Annotated in this window: 15 protein-coding genes; 9 read left to right on the top strand and 6 right to left on the bottom strand. The window is 45.2% G+C overall.

Annotation, left to right across the window (positions count from 1 at the left end; genetic code table 11):
* Nucleotides 1-193 precede the first annotated feature (193 nt).
* Entirely contained in the window at nt 194-1,036 is an 843-nt protein-coding gene (locus tag KO533_RS11165; protein ID WP_028761421.1) for an HDOD domain-containing protein, read from the top strand.
* A gap of 90 nt (nt 1,037-1,126) precedes the next feature.
* On the top strand, nt 1,127-2,620 hold the full coding sequence (locus tag KO533_RS11160; protein WP_168823074.1) for a bifunctional diguanylate cyclase/phosphodiesterase: 1,494 nt from the start codon (nt 1,127-1,129) through the stop codon (nt 2,618-2,620).
* Nucleotides 2,621-2,825: 205 nt separating this feature from the next.
* On the opposite strand, the gene KO533_RS11155 is transcribed toward KO533_RS11160, so the two are convergent.
* Entirely contained in the window at nt 2,826-3,257 is a 432-nt protein-coding gene (locus tag KO533_RS11155) for a thioesterase family protein (RefSeq protein ID WP_168822859.1), read from the bottom strand.
* Nucleotides 3,258-3,609: 352 nt separating this feature from the next.
* Between KO533_RS11155 and KO533_RS11150 the strand changes: the two genes are divergently transcribed.
* Nucleotides 3,610-4,590: a chemotaxis protein gene (locus KO533_RS11150; protein ID WP_028761419.1), complete on the top strand. Its 981-nt coding sequence runs from the start codon at nt 3,610-3,612 to the stop codon at nt 4,588-4,590.
* Between the two features lie 152 nt (nt 4,591-4,742).
* Here the strand turns inward: KO533_RS11150 and KO533_RS11145 are convergent, their stop codons facing one another.
* Nucleotides 4,743-5,999: an adenylosuccinate synthase gene (locus tag KO533_RS11145; RefSeq protein WP_173497522.1), complete on the bottom strand. Its 1,257-nt coding sequence runs from the start codon at nt 5,997-5,999 to the stop codon at nt 4,743-4,745.
* Nucleotides 6,000-6,139: 140 nt separating this feature from the next.
* On the opposite strand from KO533_RS11145, the gene KO533_RS11140 reads away from it, so the two are divergent.
* Entirely contained in the window at nt 6,140-7,030 is an 891-nt protein-coding gene (locus KO533_RS11140) for a LysR family transcriptional regulator (protein ID WP_219254147.1), read from the top strand.
* A 28-nt stretch (nt 7,031-7,058) separates the two neighbouring features.
* Here KO533_RS11140 and KO533_RS11135 read toward each other — a convergent pair whose 3' ends face one another.
* The 3 genes from KO533_RS11135 to KO533_RS11130 form a co-directional block, all read right to left on the bottom strand.
* Nucleotides 7,059-7,883 (bottom strand): transporter substrate-binding domain-containing protein, encoded by an 825-nt coding sequence (locus KO533_RS11135; protein ID WP_113939328.1) that lies wholly within the window; start codon nt 7,881-7,883, stop codon nt 7,059-7,061.
* Nucleotides 7,884-7,957: 74 nt separating this feature from the next.
* Complete coding sequence (locus KO533_RS22845) at nt 7,958-8,224, bottom strand: hypothetical protein (RefSeq protein WP_346014699.1); 267 nt, start codon at nt 8,222-8,224, stop codon at nt 7,958-7,960.
* Nucleotides 8,225-8,445: 221 nt separating this feature from the next.
* Complete coding sequence (locus KO533_RS11130) at nt 8,446-8,880, bottom strand: PACE efflux transporter (protein WP_168822865.1); 435 nt, start codon at nt 8,878-8,880, stop codon at nt 8,446-8,448.
* A 90-nt stretch (nt 8,881-8,970) separates the two neighbouring features.
* Between KO533_RS11130 and KO533_RS11125 the strand changes: the two genes are divergently transcribed.
* Entirely contained in the window at nt 8,971-9,858 is an 888-nt protein-coding gene (locus KO533_RS11125) for a LysR family transcriptional regulator (RefSeq protein ID WP_219254145.1), read from the top strand.
* 92 nt (nt 9,859-9,950) lie between these two features.
* Here KO533_RS11125 and KO533_RS11120 read toward each other — a convergent pair whose 3' ends face one another.
* Nucleotides 9,951-10,574: a TetR/AcrR family transcriptional regulator gene (locus KO533_RS11120; protein ID WP_028761413.1), complete on the bottom strand. Its 624-nt coding sequence runs from the start codon at nt 10,572-10,574 to the stop codon at nt 9,951-9,953.
* 418 nt (nt 10,575-10,992) lie between these two features.
* Between KO533_RS11120 and KO533_RS11115 the strand changes: the two genes are divergently transcribed.
* From KO533_RS11115 to KO533_RS11100, 4 genes are all read left to right on the top strand, one after another.
* A complete protein-coding gene (locus tag KO533_RS11115) occupies nt 10,993-12,231 on the top strand; it encodes an efflux RND transporter periplasmic adaptor subunit (RefSeq protein WP_219254142.1) in 1,239 nt (412 codons plus the stop codon).
* Nucleotides 12,232-12,244: 13 nt separating this feature from the next.
* Nucleotides 12,245-15,403: a multidrug efflux RND transporter permease subunit gene (locus tag KO533_RS11110; RefSeq protein WP_219254140.1), complete on the top strand. Its 3,159-nt coding sequence runs from the start codon at nt 12,245-12,247 to the stop codon at nt 15,401-15,403.
* A gap of 442 nt (nt 15,404-15,845) precedes the next feature.
* Nucleotides 15,846-16,523, top strand: a complete 678-nt coding sequence (locus KO533_RS11105; protein ID WP_028761410.1) for a methylamine utilization protein — start codon at nt 15,846-15,848, stop codon at nt 16,521-16,523.
* Entirely contained in the window at nt 16,513-18,819 is a 2,307-nt protein-coding gene (locus KO533_RS11100; protein WP_105251736.1) for a GGDEF domain-containing phosphodiesterase, read from the top strand. The genes KO533_RS11105 and KO533_RS11100 overlap by 11 nt, the downstream gene beginning before the upstream one ends.
* The last annotated feature ends 57 nt before the right edge of the window (nt 18,820-18,876 follow it).

The raw sequence follows: 18,876 nt of genomic DNA, 5'->3' as shown, positions 1-18,876 counted from the left end.
AGATCGACTGGAGCGGAATATTTCAACTTGAGTGATGATTGAGGTCGATGATCAAGACAGATAAGTAAGGCAAAATTGATAACGCAATCATACAAATTATTAACGTCTGCTGTTTTTTCTACGCATCTAATGACAGCCAACTGATATACTCCAACAATCCAATGTTGATGTTTACAGATTGATGGGAGTTAAGATGTCTACCGAACATCTACTGTTAGTCAGTTTATTAAAAAAACTAAAAGACGATGCCTTAGTACTACCGACCTTGCCTGAAGTGGCGATGCGGGTGCAAGAAGTGGTTGGACGCTCCGATGCGAGCCTTAAACAAGTGGCAGAAGTGATCGGCCAAGATGCCGCGATTTCTGCGCGTATTATTAAGGTCGCCAACAGCGCGCTATATAGCCGAGGCGTGCCGGCTGAAAGTATCAACAGTGCGGTTTCTCGTATTGGTTTAATTCAGATTAAAAGCATTGCCACTTCGGTGGCGATGGAGCAATTATTTATTTCCACCAATGAAATGGTGTGGGAAGTCATGGACGAAGTGTGGCGTACCTCAATCGATGTAACCGCTGCGTCTTGTGCCATGCTGCAGATGTACAATAAGCGTCATTCAACCAGTCGGTTAAATTTTGATACCTTAACCTTAGCTGGACTCGTGCATAACATTGGCGCTTTACCTGTATTAACAGAAGCGGAGGCGCATCCTCATTTATTCACTAGCATTGATCAATTACGCGCACTCGTACGTAAAATGCAAGGGCCTTTGGGTCGTGCTGTTTTGAAAAGTTGGGATTTCTCTACCGAAGTGATGGAAGTGGTTGAGCGTTGGGCTGATTTACCTTATCTACCCGATCATGTCACCTATCTCGACTTTATCCGTGCAGCGGCCTTTTATACCGGTGAATTGCGAGCGGGCACTGAACTAGAGCAACGTCTCGGTGTGTTTGTCGCCCGTGGATTACCTGTGACGACCGATGATTTAGCCAGTGATGAGTTTATGGAAAAATTCCATTCAATTAGAGAAAGTTACCAATAATCGTTAGGCCTAAATGGAATTCAAATGGCGCTGATATCTTTTATCGTGTCATTTGAGAACAAGCTTACGTGGTATGGCAGAGGCCAAGGTATGTTCGTAATCGGGTTAGTTGTCGCTTCTCTCGCTTTATTGATATTTTCATTGTATATCCTGCAGTCAAAATACAGATCTTTACGGTCGCAGCAAAATTTTTTAGCACAGCTTTGTACCCAGCTAGAGCTGCAAAAGGTTGAACGCCAAGCTTTAGACATTGGTATCGTCCCCCAAGCGTTTGTTCCTCTCTACCATACTTTAAATGAATTATTAAAGGCGTTACCGGCAAGTGTGGGTAAGGATAAGCTAACAGGACTTGTTAATCGTGTCGGCTTGAAACGTACTCTTACTGGCATGATGCCGCTGACTCAAGGGACATTAGTACTAATTGATATTTATCGATTTCGCTATGTGAATGATCTCTTTGGTTTTGTATTTGGCGATATCCTGCTGAAGCAATTTGCCGAACGCTTAAACAGCTTAAGTTTATCCCCGAGATTAATCGCACGCCTCAATGGTGATGAATTTTGTTTGTATTACGAGCAAGCGTTGACTGAGGAGCAATTAGTCCACTTAAGAGGGCGGTTGCAAGTGCCTTTTAACATTAAGAACACGCCAGTCAGCGTTAAGCTTCAAATCGGTTGTCTGCATTTACAAGAACACCACGCCGACACGAGTCAGATGCTACGTCGAGTCGATTTGGCGCTGAAGAAAGCCCGCCATTCTCGTAGTGCGATTGCTTACTATGCCCAAAATGATGATATTCGTCAGTTAAGGGAACTGAAAATTATCGATAGTTTGCCTAAAGGTTTGCAACGTAATCAAGTATATATGGTGTATCAAGCTAAACAGGATATTGCCACGGGTCGATGTTTTCAGGTTGAAGCCTTGATGCGTTGGGAGCATGACGAACTCGGGATTATTTCTCCTGGAGAATTTATTCCCTTAGCCGAATATGCTGGCATGATTGATTTAGTCAGCCAATGGGCACTCGATCAGGTTTTAGCACAGCAGGCAAAATGGCGCGCGGCGGGGATACAATTGTGTGTTGCAGTTAACCTGTCGACACGGGACCTTGACAGTGAAACCTTACCCCAAGAAATTGCTGCAAGATTAGCCTATTACCAGCTCCCACCCGAATCCTTGATGATCGAAATTACTGAAAGCACTTTAATGGCGGATTTAACTAAGGCGGTCGAGACGTTAGGAAAGATACGTGCCTTAGGGGTTAGACTTGCAATTGATGATTTTGGTACGGGTCATTCTTCCTTAGCTTATTTAAAGCATTTACCCGTTAATGAAGTCAAAATTGATAAAGCCTTTTTAAAGGATCTGGAGCAGGATAAACCATCGGAATACATCCTCGAAGCCAGTATTAATATTGCCAAAAAACTCGGTTATGAGGTAACTGTTGAAGGAATTGAAACGCTTGAGATTAGAGATAGGTTAGTGGCTATGGGGGTTGATACTATACAAGGTATGTATTACGCGAAGCCCATGAGTGCCGCCGAACTCGAAATGAACTGGGCCCAACTACATAATACAATCTAAACCTTGTGCTCATTAAAGTAAGCGCTCGTTAAATCAAATGCTCGTTAAATCAAATGCTCGTTAAATCAAGAGTATTAAGGCTTGCAGTCGAGCCTTAATACTGTCCAGTTATCGCTATTTGAGTTGTACTCCTTGAGTGATTTTTGTTGCCTTTGCTGATGTCAAAATAAGCTCAGGAAATCGCGCGTACTTGTATGTAAGAGTATTAGCTTTGTTCGCTTGATGTGAAACCAAGACTTAATATGGCGATTAACTCTGCCGGCATAGGCGCTAATTGGCGGGCTTGATTCATACACACCATTTCAATGGTTGCAGTGACAGCAGGCTTTTTACCCTGCGGGCGCCAAATTTCCTGTAGCCACACAGTGCGATACTTGCTCTCAAAGTAAAATTTAGTCCGTACATCGATAATATCGGCAAATTCCACCCCCTCATGGCACAGCATATCGCTACGATACACAGCAAAACCCAGTTGGTTTTGTTGCCATAATGCACTTAAACGCTCAGCACCAATCACATGCTCACGGGCTCGCTCGAAGTATTTCAAAAAGTTGGGGTGATACACCACGCCAGAAAAATCAGTATCTTCATAGTAGATTTGCACTGGGAAAGAAAAGGTCGGGCTAAATTGCGGCATGGGGTACGGCTATTCTAGATAGTTTTATTGCGCAATAGTTTAGCGGCTTATCTCTTAAAACAAAACCTCTAATGCGGAGAGACAAAAGCGCTGTTAAGGGAAATGTGCAGGCTACTTTAGGTCGGCAACGGCGATGCTTAATCTGGACATGATTGACAATGTGACGACTGAAATCGTCATTAGATTCGATTATGTGACGTTTTTCTGCTTATAGATAAAATGCTTGTTACCCAAAAAATATCACGCTAATCAGGCAGTAAAATCACACTATCGTGCCTAATTCATTAATCCCTTCCTATACTGATAACTGCAATCCCTTTCTTACGTTGATTTGCTAGGTTGAGAGCTTTATATGAGCGAAATTAAAAAATCAGAAATATTGACAGAGAGTGGCACAAATGAACTCGAAATTATTGAGTTTCATCTACATAAGACACTTCCCAATGGTGGCCATAAAGTGTGCCATTACGGTATTAATGTCGCCAAAGTGAGAGAAGTCATTAGGGTGCCAGAAACGTCAGATTATCCCAATGCCCAGCGGCACATGGTTGGGGTGTTCTCGCTGCGAGAAAAGTTGATCCCTTTGGTCGATCTTGCCGGTTGGCTTGGAATATCGACACCTGAGGATTTAACCCACAAAGTGGTCATAGTGACTGATTTTAATAAGATGATTAATGGGTTCTTAATCGATAGTGTTCGTAGCATCCATAGAGTGTCGTGGGAGCAAGTTGAATCGCCGAGTCAATTTTTAGAAGCGGGTGAAAATGATTGTGTCGTTGCCGTAGTACGCCGTGATGGCATGCTCATTATGATATTGGATTTTGAGAAAATTATTGCTGACATTAATCCTGAACTGAGTATGGATAAGTACGATGTCACGCTCGATAGAAGTGTACTGATCAATGATAAAATGCTGGCGAAACGTGAAGCGAAAACGATTTTAATTGTCGATGATTCCGCTTTTATTCGTAAGATGATCGAAAATACCCTTCGCAGCGCAGGTTACAACATTATCACAGCCAAAGATGGTGGTGATGCCCTTGAAATGCTGATGGAATTTGAGAATCTTGCTGACCAAGATAATGCTTCTATCTCTGATTTTGTCAGCGCCATTATTACGGATGTTGAGATGCCTCGCATGGATGGCATGCATTTGGTGAAACGCTTAAGAGAATCCAAGGCGTATCGACAAATGCCAATTGTGATGTTTTCCTCTTTAATGAGTGAAGATAACCGCGCAAAGGCGATGGCATTAGGTGCTAACGATACCATTACTAAACCAGAAATTGGTCGTATGGTCGGTATGATAGATAAATACGTATTCGAAGAGTAATGCTATTTCACTTAGCGACGATATTTGAATATGGGGTATTCGAGTCATTGCTATCAACGTCTTGAGTGATTCTTCAATGACAAACCATATCAAAGTAAAAAGCCATATTCACCGAGGCGAATATGGCTTTTTTGTAGGGTAAACGTTGTTTACTAGCGAATGATCATTTGATCGCGCTCTGGTCCAACAGAAACCATGCTAACGCGTACACCCATTAGGGCTTCAATACGTTCAACATATTGTTGTGCGGCGACAGGCAGGCTTTCGAAGGTGCGACAACCAGTAATATCTTCGCTCCAGCTTGGCATTTGCTCATACACTGGGCTTAACGCAGCAGTTTGTGGCCAAATTGGGTTCTCAGTGTGTTCACCAGCATAGGCAACACAGATTTTCAGATCTTTCATGCCAGAAAGACAATCAATCTTAGTCAGGGCAATTTCGGTTGCTGCTTGTAGCTCAACACCATTACGGGTGGCAACAGCATCAAAATATCCCATGTCACGTGGACGGCCTGTCGTTGCACCAAACTCGTTGGCATTTTCGCGGAAGGCGTCTTGCTCTTCCATTGCGGTCACTAACGTGCCTGTGCCGACTGATGAGCTAAAGGCTTTCGCGACAGCAATTACGCGCTCTGGACGCAGGGCAGGTAAACCGCTGCCGATACCCGCGTAAGCCGCAGTCACGTTTGAAGATGTGGTATAAGGATATTCGCCGTAGACTAAGTCGCGGCCAGCACCTAATTGCGCTTCAAACAGTAAGCTCGCATCTTGTTTTTGTAATGCTTTTAATGGCTCTGTCACGTTACAAATAAACGGACGCCAAGGTGCCGTCACTTCTAATAACCATGCGGTCATTTCGGCGGCGGTTTGATTAAAATCGCAACTTGGATAAAGTGCTTTTAACTGCGGTAATTTCCAGTCGAGCATAAATTGAATGCGCTCTTGCAGCACTTCAGGTTGGTTTAACCAACCGACTAAAATGCCTTTTTTCATCACGCGATCGCCATAGGCTGGCGCAATCCCTTGACGGGTTGAACCATAGGCGAGGTCGCCAAGACGTTGTTCTTCTAAGGTATCTTCTAATGCATGTAGAGGTAAGCACAGGGTAGCACGGTCAGAAATGCATAATTTGACTTCAATGCCAGCCGCTTGCACTTCAGCAATTTCTACACTGAGTTTTTCAGGGCTGATCACCATGCCAGGGCCTAAAACTGCAACGCAGTTAGGGTTGAAAATGCCACTCGGTAATTGGTGTAATTTAAAGGTGCCATAGTCGTTGACGACGGTATGGCCAGCGTTGTTACCACCTTGAAAGCGAATACTGGCAGCGGCATCCGCGGCTAAATAATCTACGATGCGGCCTTTGCCTTCATCACCCCAATTTGCACCCACAACCACGATCGACGGCATAACAACATCTCCTCATTGATTAAGACGCTATGCTAGACCCGTCATTTGAATAAGAGAAATTAATTATGGTTATCATCCCAATAAGAATTTCATATATCATTGGCTATCATTAACTCTAATACTTTGCAAAAGGTGGCGTTATGCTCGATATCCATTGGTTAAAGACCTTCGTGACTTTGGCTGAATACAAGCATTTTGGGAAAGCGGCCACAGCGCTGCACATGACGCAGCCCAATGTTAGCTTGCATATTAAGCAGTTAGAGCAAAGCACTCGAGTTAAGCTGATTGACCGTAATCCCTTTCGATTAACGCAAGCGGGATTTCGCCTGTTAGAGAGCAGTCAGAAGACGTTAATGGAGCTACAAATTTGTCAGGCGGATCTCAATGCGATTAATGACCTTAGCCAAGGCACCTTGACCATTGCCGCCAGCGATATTATCTCGCGGTTATTATTGATCCAGCCGTTTCAGCTCTTTAAGGCGGAGTTTCCGGGAATAGATTTCTCACTGCTCAACACTACCTCATCACAAGCCTCTGAATTGGTGAAAAATGCCGAGGCCGATTTAGGGTTTGTGATTGCGCAGAAGGAAAGTCAGCCACTGCATTTTACTGAGCTACAACAGATTAAATGGTGTGCAATCGGAGATAATTTACAGCAATGGCAGCAGGCAAAACCCTCTGTGGATACGCCCTTAGCCGAGCAACCGACGTTGATTTTATTAGGACACGATACGCGAACCCGCGAATTGCTCGATCCCGCATTGCCGTCGCTGAACTTATCGAATTACAGAATAATGGAAGTCGGCAGTGTTGACGCGCAAATCGATTGGGCTGAGGCGGGATTTGGTGTGGCTATCGTACCGGAGTTTTCGGTTTACACTAAGGCGAATCTCACCACTAAAGTCACTCCTCTACCGCAATTCCCTACAACGAGTTTAGGTTATATTGTGCGCCAGAATCAGATCCTGTCGAAGGCTATTAAGCTGCTGTTATATTGGGTGAATCAAGAGATCATTCGCTCGCAGCGGTAATCTATCATTCGCTTGTAGCGATAGTGGATTAGTCAGCGACTAAGAGCAGTTTGTCGTATTGGCCTGTGGCTTTTAGCTGTGACAAGCCTGCGTCGAGTTGGGTCGCTAAGGTTTGTGCTTGCGGATTTCCTTTCGAGAAGGCCAAAAAAATATCGCTGCTGTGGTTAGCAAATGCAGGAATAATCTCATCATCTACCCCCATTTTTTTCAGGTTTTCCTTGGCGACTAAGTCGAACATCAAGGCAGCATCTATGCGACCAATCAATAATAAATTGATGAGCTGTTGTTGGTTGGCGACGGTGACGATATTGAGCTGTTGCTGTTTAACTAATTTGGGAAACTCATCGCCATATTCATAGCTTTTAATCACGCCGATAACGGTGCCTTTAGGTAGCGCCCATTTATTGTCTGCCAGAATAGGTTTTTGTTTCTTTTGATAAAAAGAAGCCGTGGCGATAAATAATGGGGTGTTTCCAAAGATGAAGCGTTGCTCAGTACTGTTCTCGCGGGTGACGTTAAACACTCCATCAACTGCACCTTTTTCTGCCATCATTAAGGCACGGGAGTAGGGTACAACTAAGCTATTCACTTCAATATGCGACTGTCTAAATGCGGCTTGGATTAAACGATGGGAAATACCTTGACCAAACTGATTGGCGAAAGGTGGCCAACTGTCTTCTGCGGCTAAGGTTATGGCTTGAGGTTGCGATTCTGCTGGTATTGCATTACTTTCTTTAGCGAGTGCCATGTTGCAAATAATGGATACGAGCAATAAAACGATGCTAAGTATCAATGCTGACGGCAAATTTAATGCCTGCTGCATCCTGAGCCTCATTCTGTTCCCTGCACGCATTTTGCTTCCATCTCCCCGCTTAGTATATGGCTTTTATAGCATAAAGAATTATATCTAGACTAATGATTTGAATATTAATTACTGATAGTTAGTCCTTTTGTGATGTTTATAGGATATTTCAACAACCTCAGTTTACTGTGTGCGGGTCTATTATTTTTATGTACTGTGTTTAAGGGGAATTTTATGCTGGGCAACACATGAACTGGCTTAGCTTTCTTGCTAATACCAATCGTACTAAATATCTGTTCATTCAGCGGGAGTTCAACGCGCTTTAGACAAGGCGAAGGCTTGAAGGCATAGTGGTACTCTGTTCCGCCGCCCTTCGGGAGCCTCACAGGCATCCCACTCCCGTGTTGCATTGACTTAAAAGGGAATAACCATTTCTGCGTCAATGCGCCTTGGATTGAGATGCCTGTGAGGCTCTGAACTGATTAGATATTTAATGTGATTGGTAATAAGTAGAAGAAATTGAAATGGATAAGTTTCAATGCTGCCATCAAACGAATCGCTAAATTGTTTAGTGAGGTTCGTTTGATGGTGACGTGTGTTGATCTTAGCTGCGCTATTTGACCTTAGTGGCTTGCATAGTAATCCAAGTCTTATAGGGCTGATACTTGTCATAACACCAATGGAATAGGGTGCTGTAGAAGAAGAAAAAGATCAAAAAAACCGCTTCTAAGCCCATGGCTGCCAACCAACCTATCTGTAGAAACCAGGCGATGGTCGGTATGCTAATGAAAATAAGTCCCCCTTCAAATCCAAAGGTATGCAGTATTCTGGTTTTCAAAGTACGTTGCTCTCGATTTGCCCCAAATACCCTGTCGAATCCTAGGTTGTAGAAGTAGTTCCATACCACGGTATAAAGACTCAAAGCGATACCTACTATGACAAGTTCACTGGTTCCCTTGCCTGATATTAGGGCAGAAACGGGGATAATAATAGCGAGTGCAATCGCTTCAAAGAGTAAGGCGTTAAAGATACGTTCTGTCGTTTTCATGGCTATTTCCCATTCATTTAATGTGACTATGGCCATAATTTTATCTAGTATAGGGATAAGTTATAGTTAGATAGTATCGGTAAAAGCGATATGTTTAGTCTCGAACAACTCGAAGCCTTTATAGAAACCGTAGAATCTGGTTCATTTTCGAATGCTGCAAGGCAACTTAAGAAAGCACAATCCGTGATTAGCCAGCATGTGATGAATCTTGAAATTGACTGTGGGGTTGAGTTATTTGGCCGTTCGGGTCGTTATCCAGTATTAACGGCCGAAGGTAGTAAATTACTGCCCTACGCAAGAGCGACGATTCTTCAACATCGTAGGCTCAAACATACCGCCTTATCGCTCTTCAGTAGTCAATCTTCAGAAGTGTGCCTTGCGATGGATGAAGGCATTCCGATACAGAGAATATCTGAAATTATTCGGTTGTTAGAGGGTGATTTTCCTAATATCGAACTCGAGTTTCTCAGTGCCTCAAGTATAGACATTATCGACATGGTGCATTCGGGAAGAGCATCTACAGGATTGATTTTTAGTGAATTATCTATGCCAAGTAGTATAGATTTTGAGAGTATTGGGGTGATTCAATTCGATCTTTATGTGGCGAGTTCGCATCCCTTAGCAAAATCAGTTGCACCGAACATGGACTCATTGCGACTGTATCGACAATTACTCATCCGCTCACGGAATACTAAAACCAGTAGTTTTCAGCAGGCGTTCAGTCCTGATGTTTGGTATGCCGATAACTATTACGTGTTATTGGAGCTCGCATTACAGGGCCATGGTTGGTGTCTATTGCCCGAGCATATGGCGTCCAATTTAGTTTCATCGGGTAACTTAACTCGCGTCCCCATAGAATTTGAGCAGATAGGCTGGCATGCAAACGTCGATGTGATCCAGCATCAAGATAAAAGCAGCCTGCCATTATTGAAACGACTCAGACAACTGTTTAGAGAACTCTTGGTTGGACAGAAATAAATGGTTGGACAGAAATAAAGCAAAGCATAAATAAAACCCTGTTAAGTGAGTACTCTACTGGGGTTTAGTTTTTGTGGATCAGGATTGGTGAATCAGGATTCATCATTACGCGGAAAGTTAGCCAGCACTAGCTCGGCCACTTTGCGCAGTTCATTCGGGCAAATTCCACTGGTCGCTTGTACGGCCATACCTTGCAATACAGTGCCTATATAACGGGCAAGCAGCAAGGGATCGGCGTCAGCGGGCAAATCACCTTCATCTTTGGCGCGTTGCAGTCGTTCGCACAGGGCTATTTCACCGTCGCGGCGACGATTAATCAAAGTGTCTTTAATCGCTTGCCCTGCTTCACTACAGGTGAGTGCCCCTTGAACAATCAAACATCCCTGTGGATGGCTTTTATCCACCAAAGAGCTTGCCGCACCGAGTAGCATTGACTCGATAACCTGATAGGCGGTTTTTTGTTCCAGTGCCGGGTAGAAAAACGCACAGGGGCGCTGTTCATACAATTCTATCGCTTTGAGAAATAACTGTTCTTTATTACCGAAAGCGGCATAAAGGCTAGGTTTATTAATGCCCATAGCTTGGGTGAGATCGGTTAACGATGTACCTTCAAAACCTTTGAGCCAGAAGACTTCTAAGGCTTTTGCTAATGCATCGTCAGTGTCAAAAGCTCGTGGGCGACCAACACAGGGCGTCTGGGTGACGGTTGACATCATTAGGCTCCTCAATTCTCAATTGCCCCTAGGATAGACATGGGTTTAGTCCCTGTCCAGCCACACTTGCCACTGATGACGGACTTAGGGGGGATATGTCTACTTAGTCATTCAAGGTGTCACCTAAGTTCAGCATGTTATCTGCGTTAGTCAGTGTTTGCTTCAATATTCATCAAAATGCTTTGCAGTTCAAACTCGTAGCCTTTTGCCTCTGGACGCATTCCTGCCTAGGGTAAGTGCACACTTTTAATTAAATACCGTTCGGTACATAAATTTGTTGACAGCATCATTTTACGCTATATATTACCGTCCAGTACAGAATATTTTTTACCAGTCGGTATTTAATTGGTTTGGTTTGTAACACAGCTGCATGTGTGTGGTTCGAACAGCGTGAAATGCCCGCCACTTTGAGGATAGTAATATGATGAGTAACAAACCTTTACGAATAATGATGTTAACGGCTGTGGCTACTTTCGTCCTTTCAGCTTGTGGTGAGCAAACAGCGCAGCAGGGACCTGCACCGAGTGCGCCTAAGGTGGATGTCGCTCAGGTATTACATGAGCGAGTCACCGAATGGGATGAGTTTACCGGTCGTTTACAGGCGCCAGAAAGTGTCACCCTTATCCCGCGGGTGTCGGGCTATATCGACTCAGTAAATTTTAAAGAAGGCGCCTTAGTGAAAAAAGGCGAAGTGTTATTTCGCATCGATCCAAGCGTGTTTGAAGTGGAAGTGGCCCGGTTAAAAGCAGATCTTGCTAGCGCACTCTCTGCAGAGCAACTGGCCACTAATGATTTTGAACGGGCACATAAGTTATTTGACCAAAAGGCGGTCTCGGCCGAATTACTCGATACCCGTGAGTCGAATAAACGTCAGACTGCAGCCGCAGTCGCTTCGGTGAAAGCAGCACTCATGCGCGCCGAGCTTGATTTAGCTTATACCCAAGTACAAGCGCCGATTGATGGCCGAGTATCCTACGCCAATGTCACCGCGGGTAACTATGTCACCGCAGGGCAGAGTGTGCTGACCAGCTTAGTCTCTACCGCCAGCATGTATGCCTATTTCGATGTGGACGAGCAAACCTACCTTAAATACGTGAAGTTAACTGCACAGAACAAACGTAACGATCCCCGTGCTGGCGATAATCCTGTGTACATGGCTTTAGCCAATGAGCGCGATTATCACCATATTGGCATGGTCGACTTTGTGGATAATGCGATGGATAAGCAGACGGGTACTATTCGAGTGAGGGCCACTTTTGACAATGAAGACAATAACCTATTGCCAGGCTTGTTTGCGCGTCTTCGTACTGCGGGCAGTGGCGCCTATGAGGGGATCTTGATTGACGATAAAGCGGTTGGCACAGATCTCAATAATAAGTTTGTGCTGATCGTCGGTCATGATGGCACGGTCGAATATCGCGGTGTGACCTTAGGCGAAAAAGTCCAAGGACTGCGCATTGTAACCCAAGGCTTGATGGCCGAAGACAAGATCGTCGTCAACGGTATGCAACGCGTTCGTCCTAAGATGCAAATTGAGCCAAACATAGTGGACATGGTCGACAGCGACAAGCTCGAGGCGCTACGCCAAGCCCAGTTAATACTCGATAAAAACCAAGAGCATTTGACGGCGCAAGCGGTCGAAACGGCGAGCCGCGGTTAAGGAATAACACACTATGTTGTCGCAATTTTTCATTAAAAGACCGATATTTGCAGCCGTGCTGTCATTGCTGTTTCTTATCACAGGGGCGATTGCCGTTTGGCAGTTGCCTATTACCGAATATCCAGAGGTGGTACCGCCAACGGTAGTGGTCACTGCTAATTATCCTGGCGCAAATCCTAAAGTGATTGCCGAAACAGTGGCTTCACCGCTGGAGCAGGAAATCAACGGCGTCGAAGACATGTTGTACATGTCATCGCAGGCGACGTCCGATGGACGCATGACCTTGACTATCACCTTTGCGATTGGCACGGATGTGGATAAGGCACAAACCCAAGTGCAGAGCCGAGTCGATCGCGCTATGCCCCGTCTGCCGCAGGAAGTGCAACGCTTAGGTATAGTCACCGAAAAATCATCGCCAGACTTGACTATGGTGGTGCATTTGTTATCGCCGGATAACCGTTACGACATGTTGTATCTGTCTAACTATGCGGCGCTAAACGTCAAAGACGAGTTAGCGCGGATTAACGGTGTGGGTGCGGTACGTTTGTTTGGCGCCGGCGAATACAGCCTGAGAATTTGGCTCGATCCGAATAAAGTTTCGGCGCTGGGTTTATCACCTGCGGACATTATTGCTGCCGTGCGTGAGCAAAACCAACAGGCGGCAGCGGGCAGTTTAGGTGCTCAGCCCAGTGGCAATGCTGATTTCCAACTCTTGATTAACGTGAAAGGCCGTTTAACTGAACTGTCTGAATTTGAAGATATTATTGTCAAAGTTGGCCAAAACGGTGAAGTGAATCGTTTGAAGGATGTGGCTCGTATCGAGCTGGGCGCGACCAGTTATGCGCTGCGCTCACTGCTGGATAATAAAGATGCCGTGGCGATCCCAGTGTTTCAAGCATCGGGGTCGAATGCGATTCAGATTTCCGATGATGTGCGCGCCAAAATGGCGGAATTGTCACAGTCTTTCCCTGAAGGACTCGAATACGAAATCGTTTACGACCCAACAGTGTTCGTGCGTGGCTCGATTGAAGCTGTGGTAAAAACCCTGCTTGAAGCCGTGTTGCTGGTGGTGTTAGTGGTGGTGCTATTTCTGCAAACTTGGCGCGCATCGATTATTCCGCTGGTGGCCGTGCCTGTGTCTTTGGTCGGTACCTTTGCCTTTATGCATCTGCTCGGTTTCTCGTTAAACGCCTTGTCGCTATTTGGGCTGGTGCTCGCCATCGGTATCGTGGTTGACGATGCCATCGTCGTGGTCGAAAACGTCGAGCGTAATATTGCCGCAGGATTAAGCCCAGTAGAGGCAACGCAAAAGGCGATGAAGGAAGTGACTGGCCCGATTGTGGCAACCACCTTAGTGCTGGCGGCGGTGTTTATTCCAACGGCCTTTATGAGCGGTTTAACCGGGCAGTTCTATAAACAGTTTGCCTTGACTATTACTATCTCGACCTTTATCTCGGCGATTAACTCACTCACTTTGAGTCCGGCATTATCGGCGCTGTTACTCAAGAGCCATGATGCACCTAAGGACGGCTTAACGCGTCTAATGGATAAGTTGTTTGGTGCTTGGTTATTTGTGCCTTTTAATCGTTTATTTAACCGTGCATCCGATGGTTATGGCTGGTTAGTGCGTAAGGTGATCCGTTTTGGCGGCATTATCGGCCTAGTGTATTTAGGCATGGTGGCGTTAACGGGTGTGCAATTTGCCAATACACCAACGGGTTATGTGCCCGGCCAAGATAAACAGTATTTAGTGGCCTTTGCTCAGTTGCCCGATGCGGCATCCCTTGAACGTACGGATAGTGTGATCAAGAAGATGTCTGAGATTGCGCTAAATCACCCCGGAGTCGCGCACTCGATTGCCTTCCCTGGCCTTAGCATCAACGGTTTTACCAATAGTCCTAACTCAGGCGTGGTGTTTGTTGCGCTCGATGATTTTGACTCGCGTACCAGTCCTGAGCTGTCGGCGAATGCCATTGCAGGACAATTGAATCAGCAATTTGCTGCTATTCAAGACGCATTTATTGCCATCTTCCCGCCGCCACCTGTGCAAGGCCTCGGCACTATAGGAGGGTTCCGTCTGCAAATTCAAGACAGAGCCAACCTTGGTTATGAGGCCTTGTATCAGGTGACCCAACAAGTGATGTACAAGGCGTGGGCCGATCCTCAGTTAGCTGGTGTTTTCTCTAGCTATCAAGTGAATGTGCCCCAACTTGAACTGGATATTGATCGAACTAAAGCGAAACAGCAGGCAGTGTCGCTCGATCAAATCTTCCAGACATTACAAACCTATATGGGCTCGACTTATGTCAATGACTTCAATCGTTTCGGTCGAACCTATCAGGTGAATATGCAAGCCGACGAGGCGTTCCGCCAAAGTCCGCAACAGATAAGCCAGCTAAAGGTGCCGAATCTGAATGGTGACATGATCCCGCTAGGTTCGTTCATCAACGTCAGCCAAAGTTCAGGCCCAGACAGAGTGATGCACTATAACGGTTTCACGACCGCTGAAATCAACGGTGGTCCAGCGCTCGGAGTGAGTACAGGCCAAGCGCAGGCGGCGATTGAGAAAATTTTGGCTGAAACCTTACCTAATGGTATGACTTATGAGTGGACCGAGCTGACCTATCAGCAAATTCTCGCGGGCAATACGGGTCTTTTGGTTTTCCCGCTGGTGATCATCTTAGTGTTTATGGTGCTAGCCGCCCAGTACGAGAGCTTAAGCTTGCCATTGGCGATTATCTTAATCATCCCAATGACCTTACTTTCAGCCCTCAGTGGTGTGCTGATTTACGGTGGGGATAATAATATCTTCACCCAAATTGGCCTGATAGTGCTGGTGGGGCTGGCGACTAAGAACGCTATTTTGATTGTCGAGTTTGCAAAGGAGAAACAAGACCATGGTATGGCACCTATGGAGGCGATATTAGAGGCAGCAAGATTACGTTTACGTCCTATCTTGATGACATCTATCGCCTTTATCATGGGAGTGGTGCCTATGGTGTTCTCCACTGGCGCGGGCGCCGAGATGCGCCAAGCCATGGGCGTGGCAGTATTCGCCGGTATGATAGGGGTGACAGTTTTTGGTCTTATCCTAACGCCGCTGTTTTACTATGCCTTAGCAAAGAGAGGCGGTAAAAAAGCCGATGAGTATAAAGAGATAACAGTCGGTTAAGCTTGTTTTCTAGTTGAAAACACATGAAAGGTCTACATTGAGTAGGCCTTTTTTGTTTATTCACGGCGAGAGCGATTAGATTTGACTATCTTTAGCTGGGGTTAATTAACATTAGGTCAATTGATGTTTAGTGATGGTATTGCTCGCCAGATTAAAACTAAAACCAGAAATGAGGAATATCGTTGGTATTTTCTGGATCATCAATAAGAAACAATGAATAACTATTACCAGACCATTCTGTTAGCTTATAACTTATTGCCACTTGAGCGCGTCATTATCACAGTATGATTAGAATGGTTACTGTTTTACGACTTTTCTATATAATTTGATGATTATTCAATGTATTAGTAATGTACAATGCTAGATGAATCTAGATCGTTTTTTTACGCAGAACTCAGCTAAGGTACTTGTTGGCCTTGCATCACTATGCCCGAGGTAACGGATGATCCTATATCGCGTTTTATATGCGTTAGTACTTTGCGTTTTGATCTATTTCACGCCTCAAGTCATGGCTGCTGAACTCAATATTAATGTAGTAGATCTGCAACAACAGGCCATTGCCGATACTGTCGTGGAGCTGATCCCAGCAGTGATGCCCGATAATGCAATACCTATCGAGCATTATGAAATGTCGCAAAAAAATCGAACCTTTATCCCCTTTGTGCTGGCGGTGCCTAAAGGTGCAAAGGTGGATTTTCCCAACTTAGATCGTACTCGCCACCATGTGTATTCTTTTTCAGAAGCTAAACCTTTCGAACTTAAATTGTATGTGGGTCAGGCCGAAGCGCCGATTCAGTTCGATAAACCCGGTTTGGTCGCGCTTGGCTGTAATATTCACGATTATATGCAGGCATTTATCTATGTGGCAGATAGCCCTATTGTCGCGGTGACGGACGAAAAAGGTGAGATCCAGTTTAAGGGACTTACCGCCGGTCAATATAAAGTTAAGCGCTGGCATCCATGGCAGAAGGCGGCATCAGAGCCAACGGATTTACTGATCGCTAATGGTCCTAATCAACTCAGTCTGTCCTTAGACATTGAGCGTCAAGCTAAACCGTCGTCGCCGCCGTCGGGATTTGGTCACTACGATTCTGAAGGTAAGCCATTACATGCTAAATAGTTTTCGCGCTCGGCTGATTTTAGTTTTCTTTATTGTGCTGACGTTAGTGCAATTTGCCACGGCATTTTCCGTGTTGACAGCGACCGAAAAAGATAACTTTTTACAGCAACAGAAAAGCCTCGATATTGGCGCGAATGTGTTTCTCGAAGTGTTATCGAATCGCGGTATTCAGCTCAGTCAAAGTTTGTCCGTACTCAGTGCCGATTTTGGTTTTAAGCGCGCGATTGCTACTGGTGAGCAAGAAACCATTGAGTCAGTGTTATCTAATCACGGCTCTCGTATTGGTGCCGACGCCGCTGTATTGTTATCACCTAAAGGGGAGCTCTTGACCTCGAGTTTGCCCGGACTCACTCAGGATGATATTCAATCCTTATTTAATATGACCACCAGCAATCATAATGCGTTAGCTATCCTTAATTTTGATCATGCTAGCTATCAGTTTGTGCTGCAGCCGGTGAAGGCGCCGACCTTAATCGCTTGGGTTGGCATGGGTTTTTTATTGGATGAGAAGGTCGCCCAACAAGCTAAAGCTATTACGGGCATCGATGTGAGTTTTGTCAATCAGGCAACGGGCCGCACTGAAATCGCTTCAACCTTATCAGATAATGAAAAGTTAAGCGTAATTGAGCAGGCGAGCTTATTGCCTAGCTTGCTGAAAATGCCTAGTGAAAGTATTCCCGTAGATCATCTGTCTATGGGCATCAAACTTTATGATCACAACGGCAGCCAATTAGCGCTACTACATCAATCAAACCTTAAGTGGCAGCAAAGTTATCAGCAACTACGCAATAATATGCTGCTAATTTTTGCTTTGACCTTAGCACTGGCGATTGCGATTGCGATTTGGTTGTCGGGCAGTTTGACTGAACCCGTGCATCAACTTGTGAATTATGCCCGTAAAATCGGTCAAGGTAAGCAGCCTGCCAATATTCAAGGTGCGCCAGCAGAGCTGAGGGTGTTGGCTAAGAGTTTATCCTTAATGCGCGATGATATTGAAGCGCGGGAAAAGGATTTAGTCTACCAATCTCGCCACGATAGCTTGACAGGTTTACTCAATCGTTTTGCCGCAAAACAGCATTTGGCGGATCTTAACGATAAATTATCCGGTGCTATGGTGTTGTTAGATATTAAACATTTCCGCCATATCAACGATATTATTGGTTTTGCCAACGCCGATACTTTGTTACTGCTTTTTGCTCGTCGCCTAGAGCAATTAGCACCGACACCGGATTTATTGGCACGATTAGACGGTGACTCATTTTTACTTCTTTATAGCCAAGGTATTCGCCCTGAACATTTACTGAAATCATTGGATATGCTGGAGTCACCCTTTCCAATCCAAGGCTCAAATATTTCTCTTACCGTGCGTGCGGGATTACTCGAAATCGATGGTAATGGTGCTGATATCGATGTGTTAGTGCGCCGCGCCGAAATTGCCCTCAATCAAGCCTGTCTCGAAGAGCAACGTATTGTCAGTTATCGTCAAGGCGCCGATGAAAAGTATCAGCGTGAGCTGACGATTATCCGTGATTTGCCTATAGGTTTAGCGCAAAACCAATTGTATTTAGTGTTCCAACCTAAAGTGGATTTACGCCTAAATCAGTGCACTGGCGCCGAGGCATTGATCCGCTGGCAGCATCCTACGCTAGGGTTTATTCCGCCCGATGAATTTATTCAACTGGCTGAAAATTCTGGCAACATTGATATTGTTAGCCAGTGGGTATTGAAGCAGGCAATTCAGCAATTAGTGACATGGCAGCGGCGGGGTATAGTGCTAAAACTGGCTATTAACCTGTCGGCCCATGATTTAGTCGATACTCGCTTACCGAATCAAATCGCCATTTTACTAAAAGATAATAATCTGCCAAGCGGCGCACTCTGCATTGAAGTCACCGAAGGCGCTGTGATGAAAGATGCACAGACTGTGGTGAGTGTGTTGCAGCGATTCCGTGACATGGGCGTGTCGGTTGCCATCGATGACTTTGGCACGGGGCATTCATCCTTAGCTTATTTGAAAATTTTGCCCGTCAATGAAGTGAAGATTGATCGTAGTTTTATCAAAGACATGCTCACGGATAGCCAAGATGTGATGATAGTCGATACGAGTATTAAATTGATCCATGGCTTAGGTTTTACCGTAGTAGCCGAAGGCGTTGAAGAACAAGAAGGTGTTGATATATTGCGCAATCTTGATTGCGATATCATTCAAGGTTATGTGTTTTCGAAACCCTTAAAAGCGGCTGAATTTGATCTGTGGTTCGAGGCGTTTAACCATCCAAATACTTCTGATGCATAAGCGCGTTTACTCAAGTCAATATGCAAAGACGCTAGGCTAAAGATTCATCGTCGACAG

Source organism: Shewanella sp. NKUCC05_KAH, assembly GCF_019345585.1.
Taxonomy (GTDB): Bacteria; Pseudomonadota; Gammaproteobacteria; order Enterobacterales; family Shewanellaceae; genus Shewanella; species Shewanella oncorhynchi.
Note: the sequence above shows the minus strand (reverse complement) of the source record. Positions and strands in the feature narration are given on the sequence as shown.

Excerpts from the sequence above, each read along its gene's own strand:
- KO533_RS11130 (WP_168822865.1), bottom strand. The coding sequence starts at position 8,880 with ATGAAAACGACAGAACGTATCTTTAACGCCTTACTCTTTGAAGCGATT.
- KO533_RS11105 (WP_028761410.1), top strand. The coding sequence starts at position 15,846 with ATGATCCTATATCGCGTTTTATATGCGTTAGTACTTTGCGTTTTGATC.
- KO533_RS11145 (WP_173497522.1), bottom strand. The coding sequence starts at position 5,999 with ATGCCGTCGATCGTGGTTGTGGGTGCAAATTGGGGTGATGAAGGCAAA.
- KO533_RS11160 (WP_168823074.1), top strand. The coding sequence starts at position 1,127 with ATGTTCGTAATCGGGTTAGTTGTCGCTTCTCTCGCTTTATTGATATTT.
- KO533_RS11155 (WP_168822859.1), bottom strand. The coding sequence starts at position 3,257 with ATGCCGCAATTTAGCCCGACCTTTTCTTTCCCAGTGCAAATCTACTAT.
- KO533_RS11110 (WP_219254140.1), top strand. The coding sequence starts at position 12,245 with ATGTTGTCGCAATTTTTCATTAAAAGACCGATATTTGCAGCCGTGCTG.
- KO533_RS11120 (WP_028761413.1), bottom strand. The coding sequence starts at position 10,574 with ATGATGTCAACCGTCACCCAGACGCCCTGTGTTGGTCGCCCACGAGCT.
- KO533_RS22845 (WP_346014699.1), bottom strand. The coding sequence starts at position 8,224 with ATGCCTGTGAGGCTCCCGAAGGGCGGCGGAACAGAGTACCACTATGCC.
- KO533_RS11165 (WP_028761421.1), top strand. The coding sequence starts at position 194 with ATGTCTACCGAACATCTACTGTTAGTCAGTTTATTAAAAAAACTAAAA.
- KO533_RS11150 (WP_028761419.1), top strand. The coding sequence starts at position 3,610 with ATGAGCGAAATTAAAAAATCAGAAATATTGACAGAGAGTGGCACAAAT.
- KO533_RS11115 (WP_219254142.1), top strand. The coding sequence starts at position 10,993 with ATGATGAGTAACAAACCTTTACGAATAATGATGTTAACGGCTGTGGCT.
- KO533_RS11140 (WP_219254147.1), top strand. The coding sequence starts at position 6,140 with ATGCTCGATATCCATTGGTTAAAGACCTTCGTGACTTTGGCTGAATAC.
- KO533_RS11100 (WP_105251736.1), top strand. The coding sequence starts at position 16,513 with ATGCTAAATAGTTTTCGCGCTCGGCTGATTTTAGTTTTCTTTATTGTG.
- KO533_RS11125 (WP_219254145.1), top strand. The coding sequence starts at position 8,971 with ATGTTTAGTCTCGAACAACTCGAAGCCTTTATAGAAACCGTAGAATCT.
- KO533_RS11135 (WP_113939328.1), bottom strand. The coding sequence starts at position 7,883 with ATGCGTGCAGGGAACAGAATGAGGCTCAGGATGCAGCAGGCATTAAAT.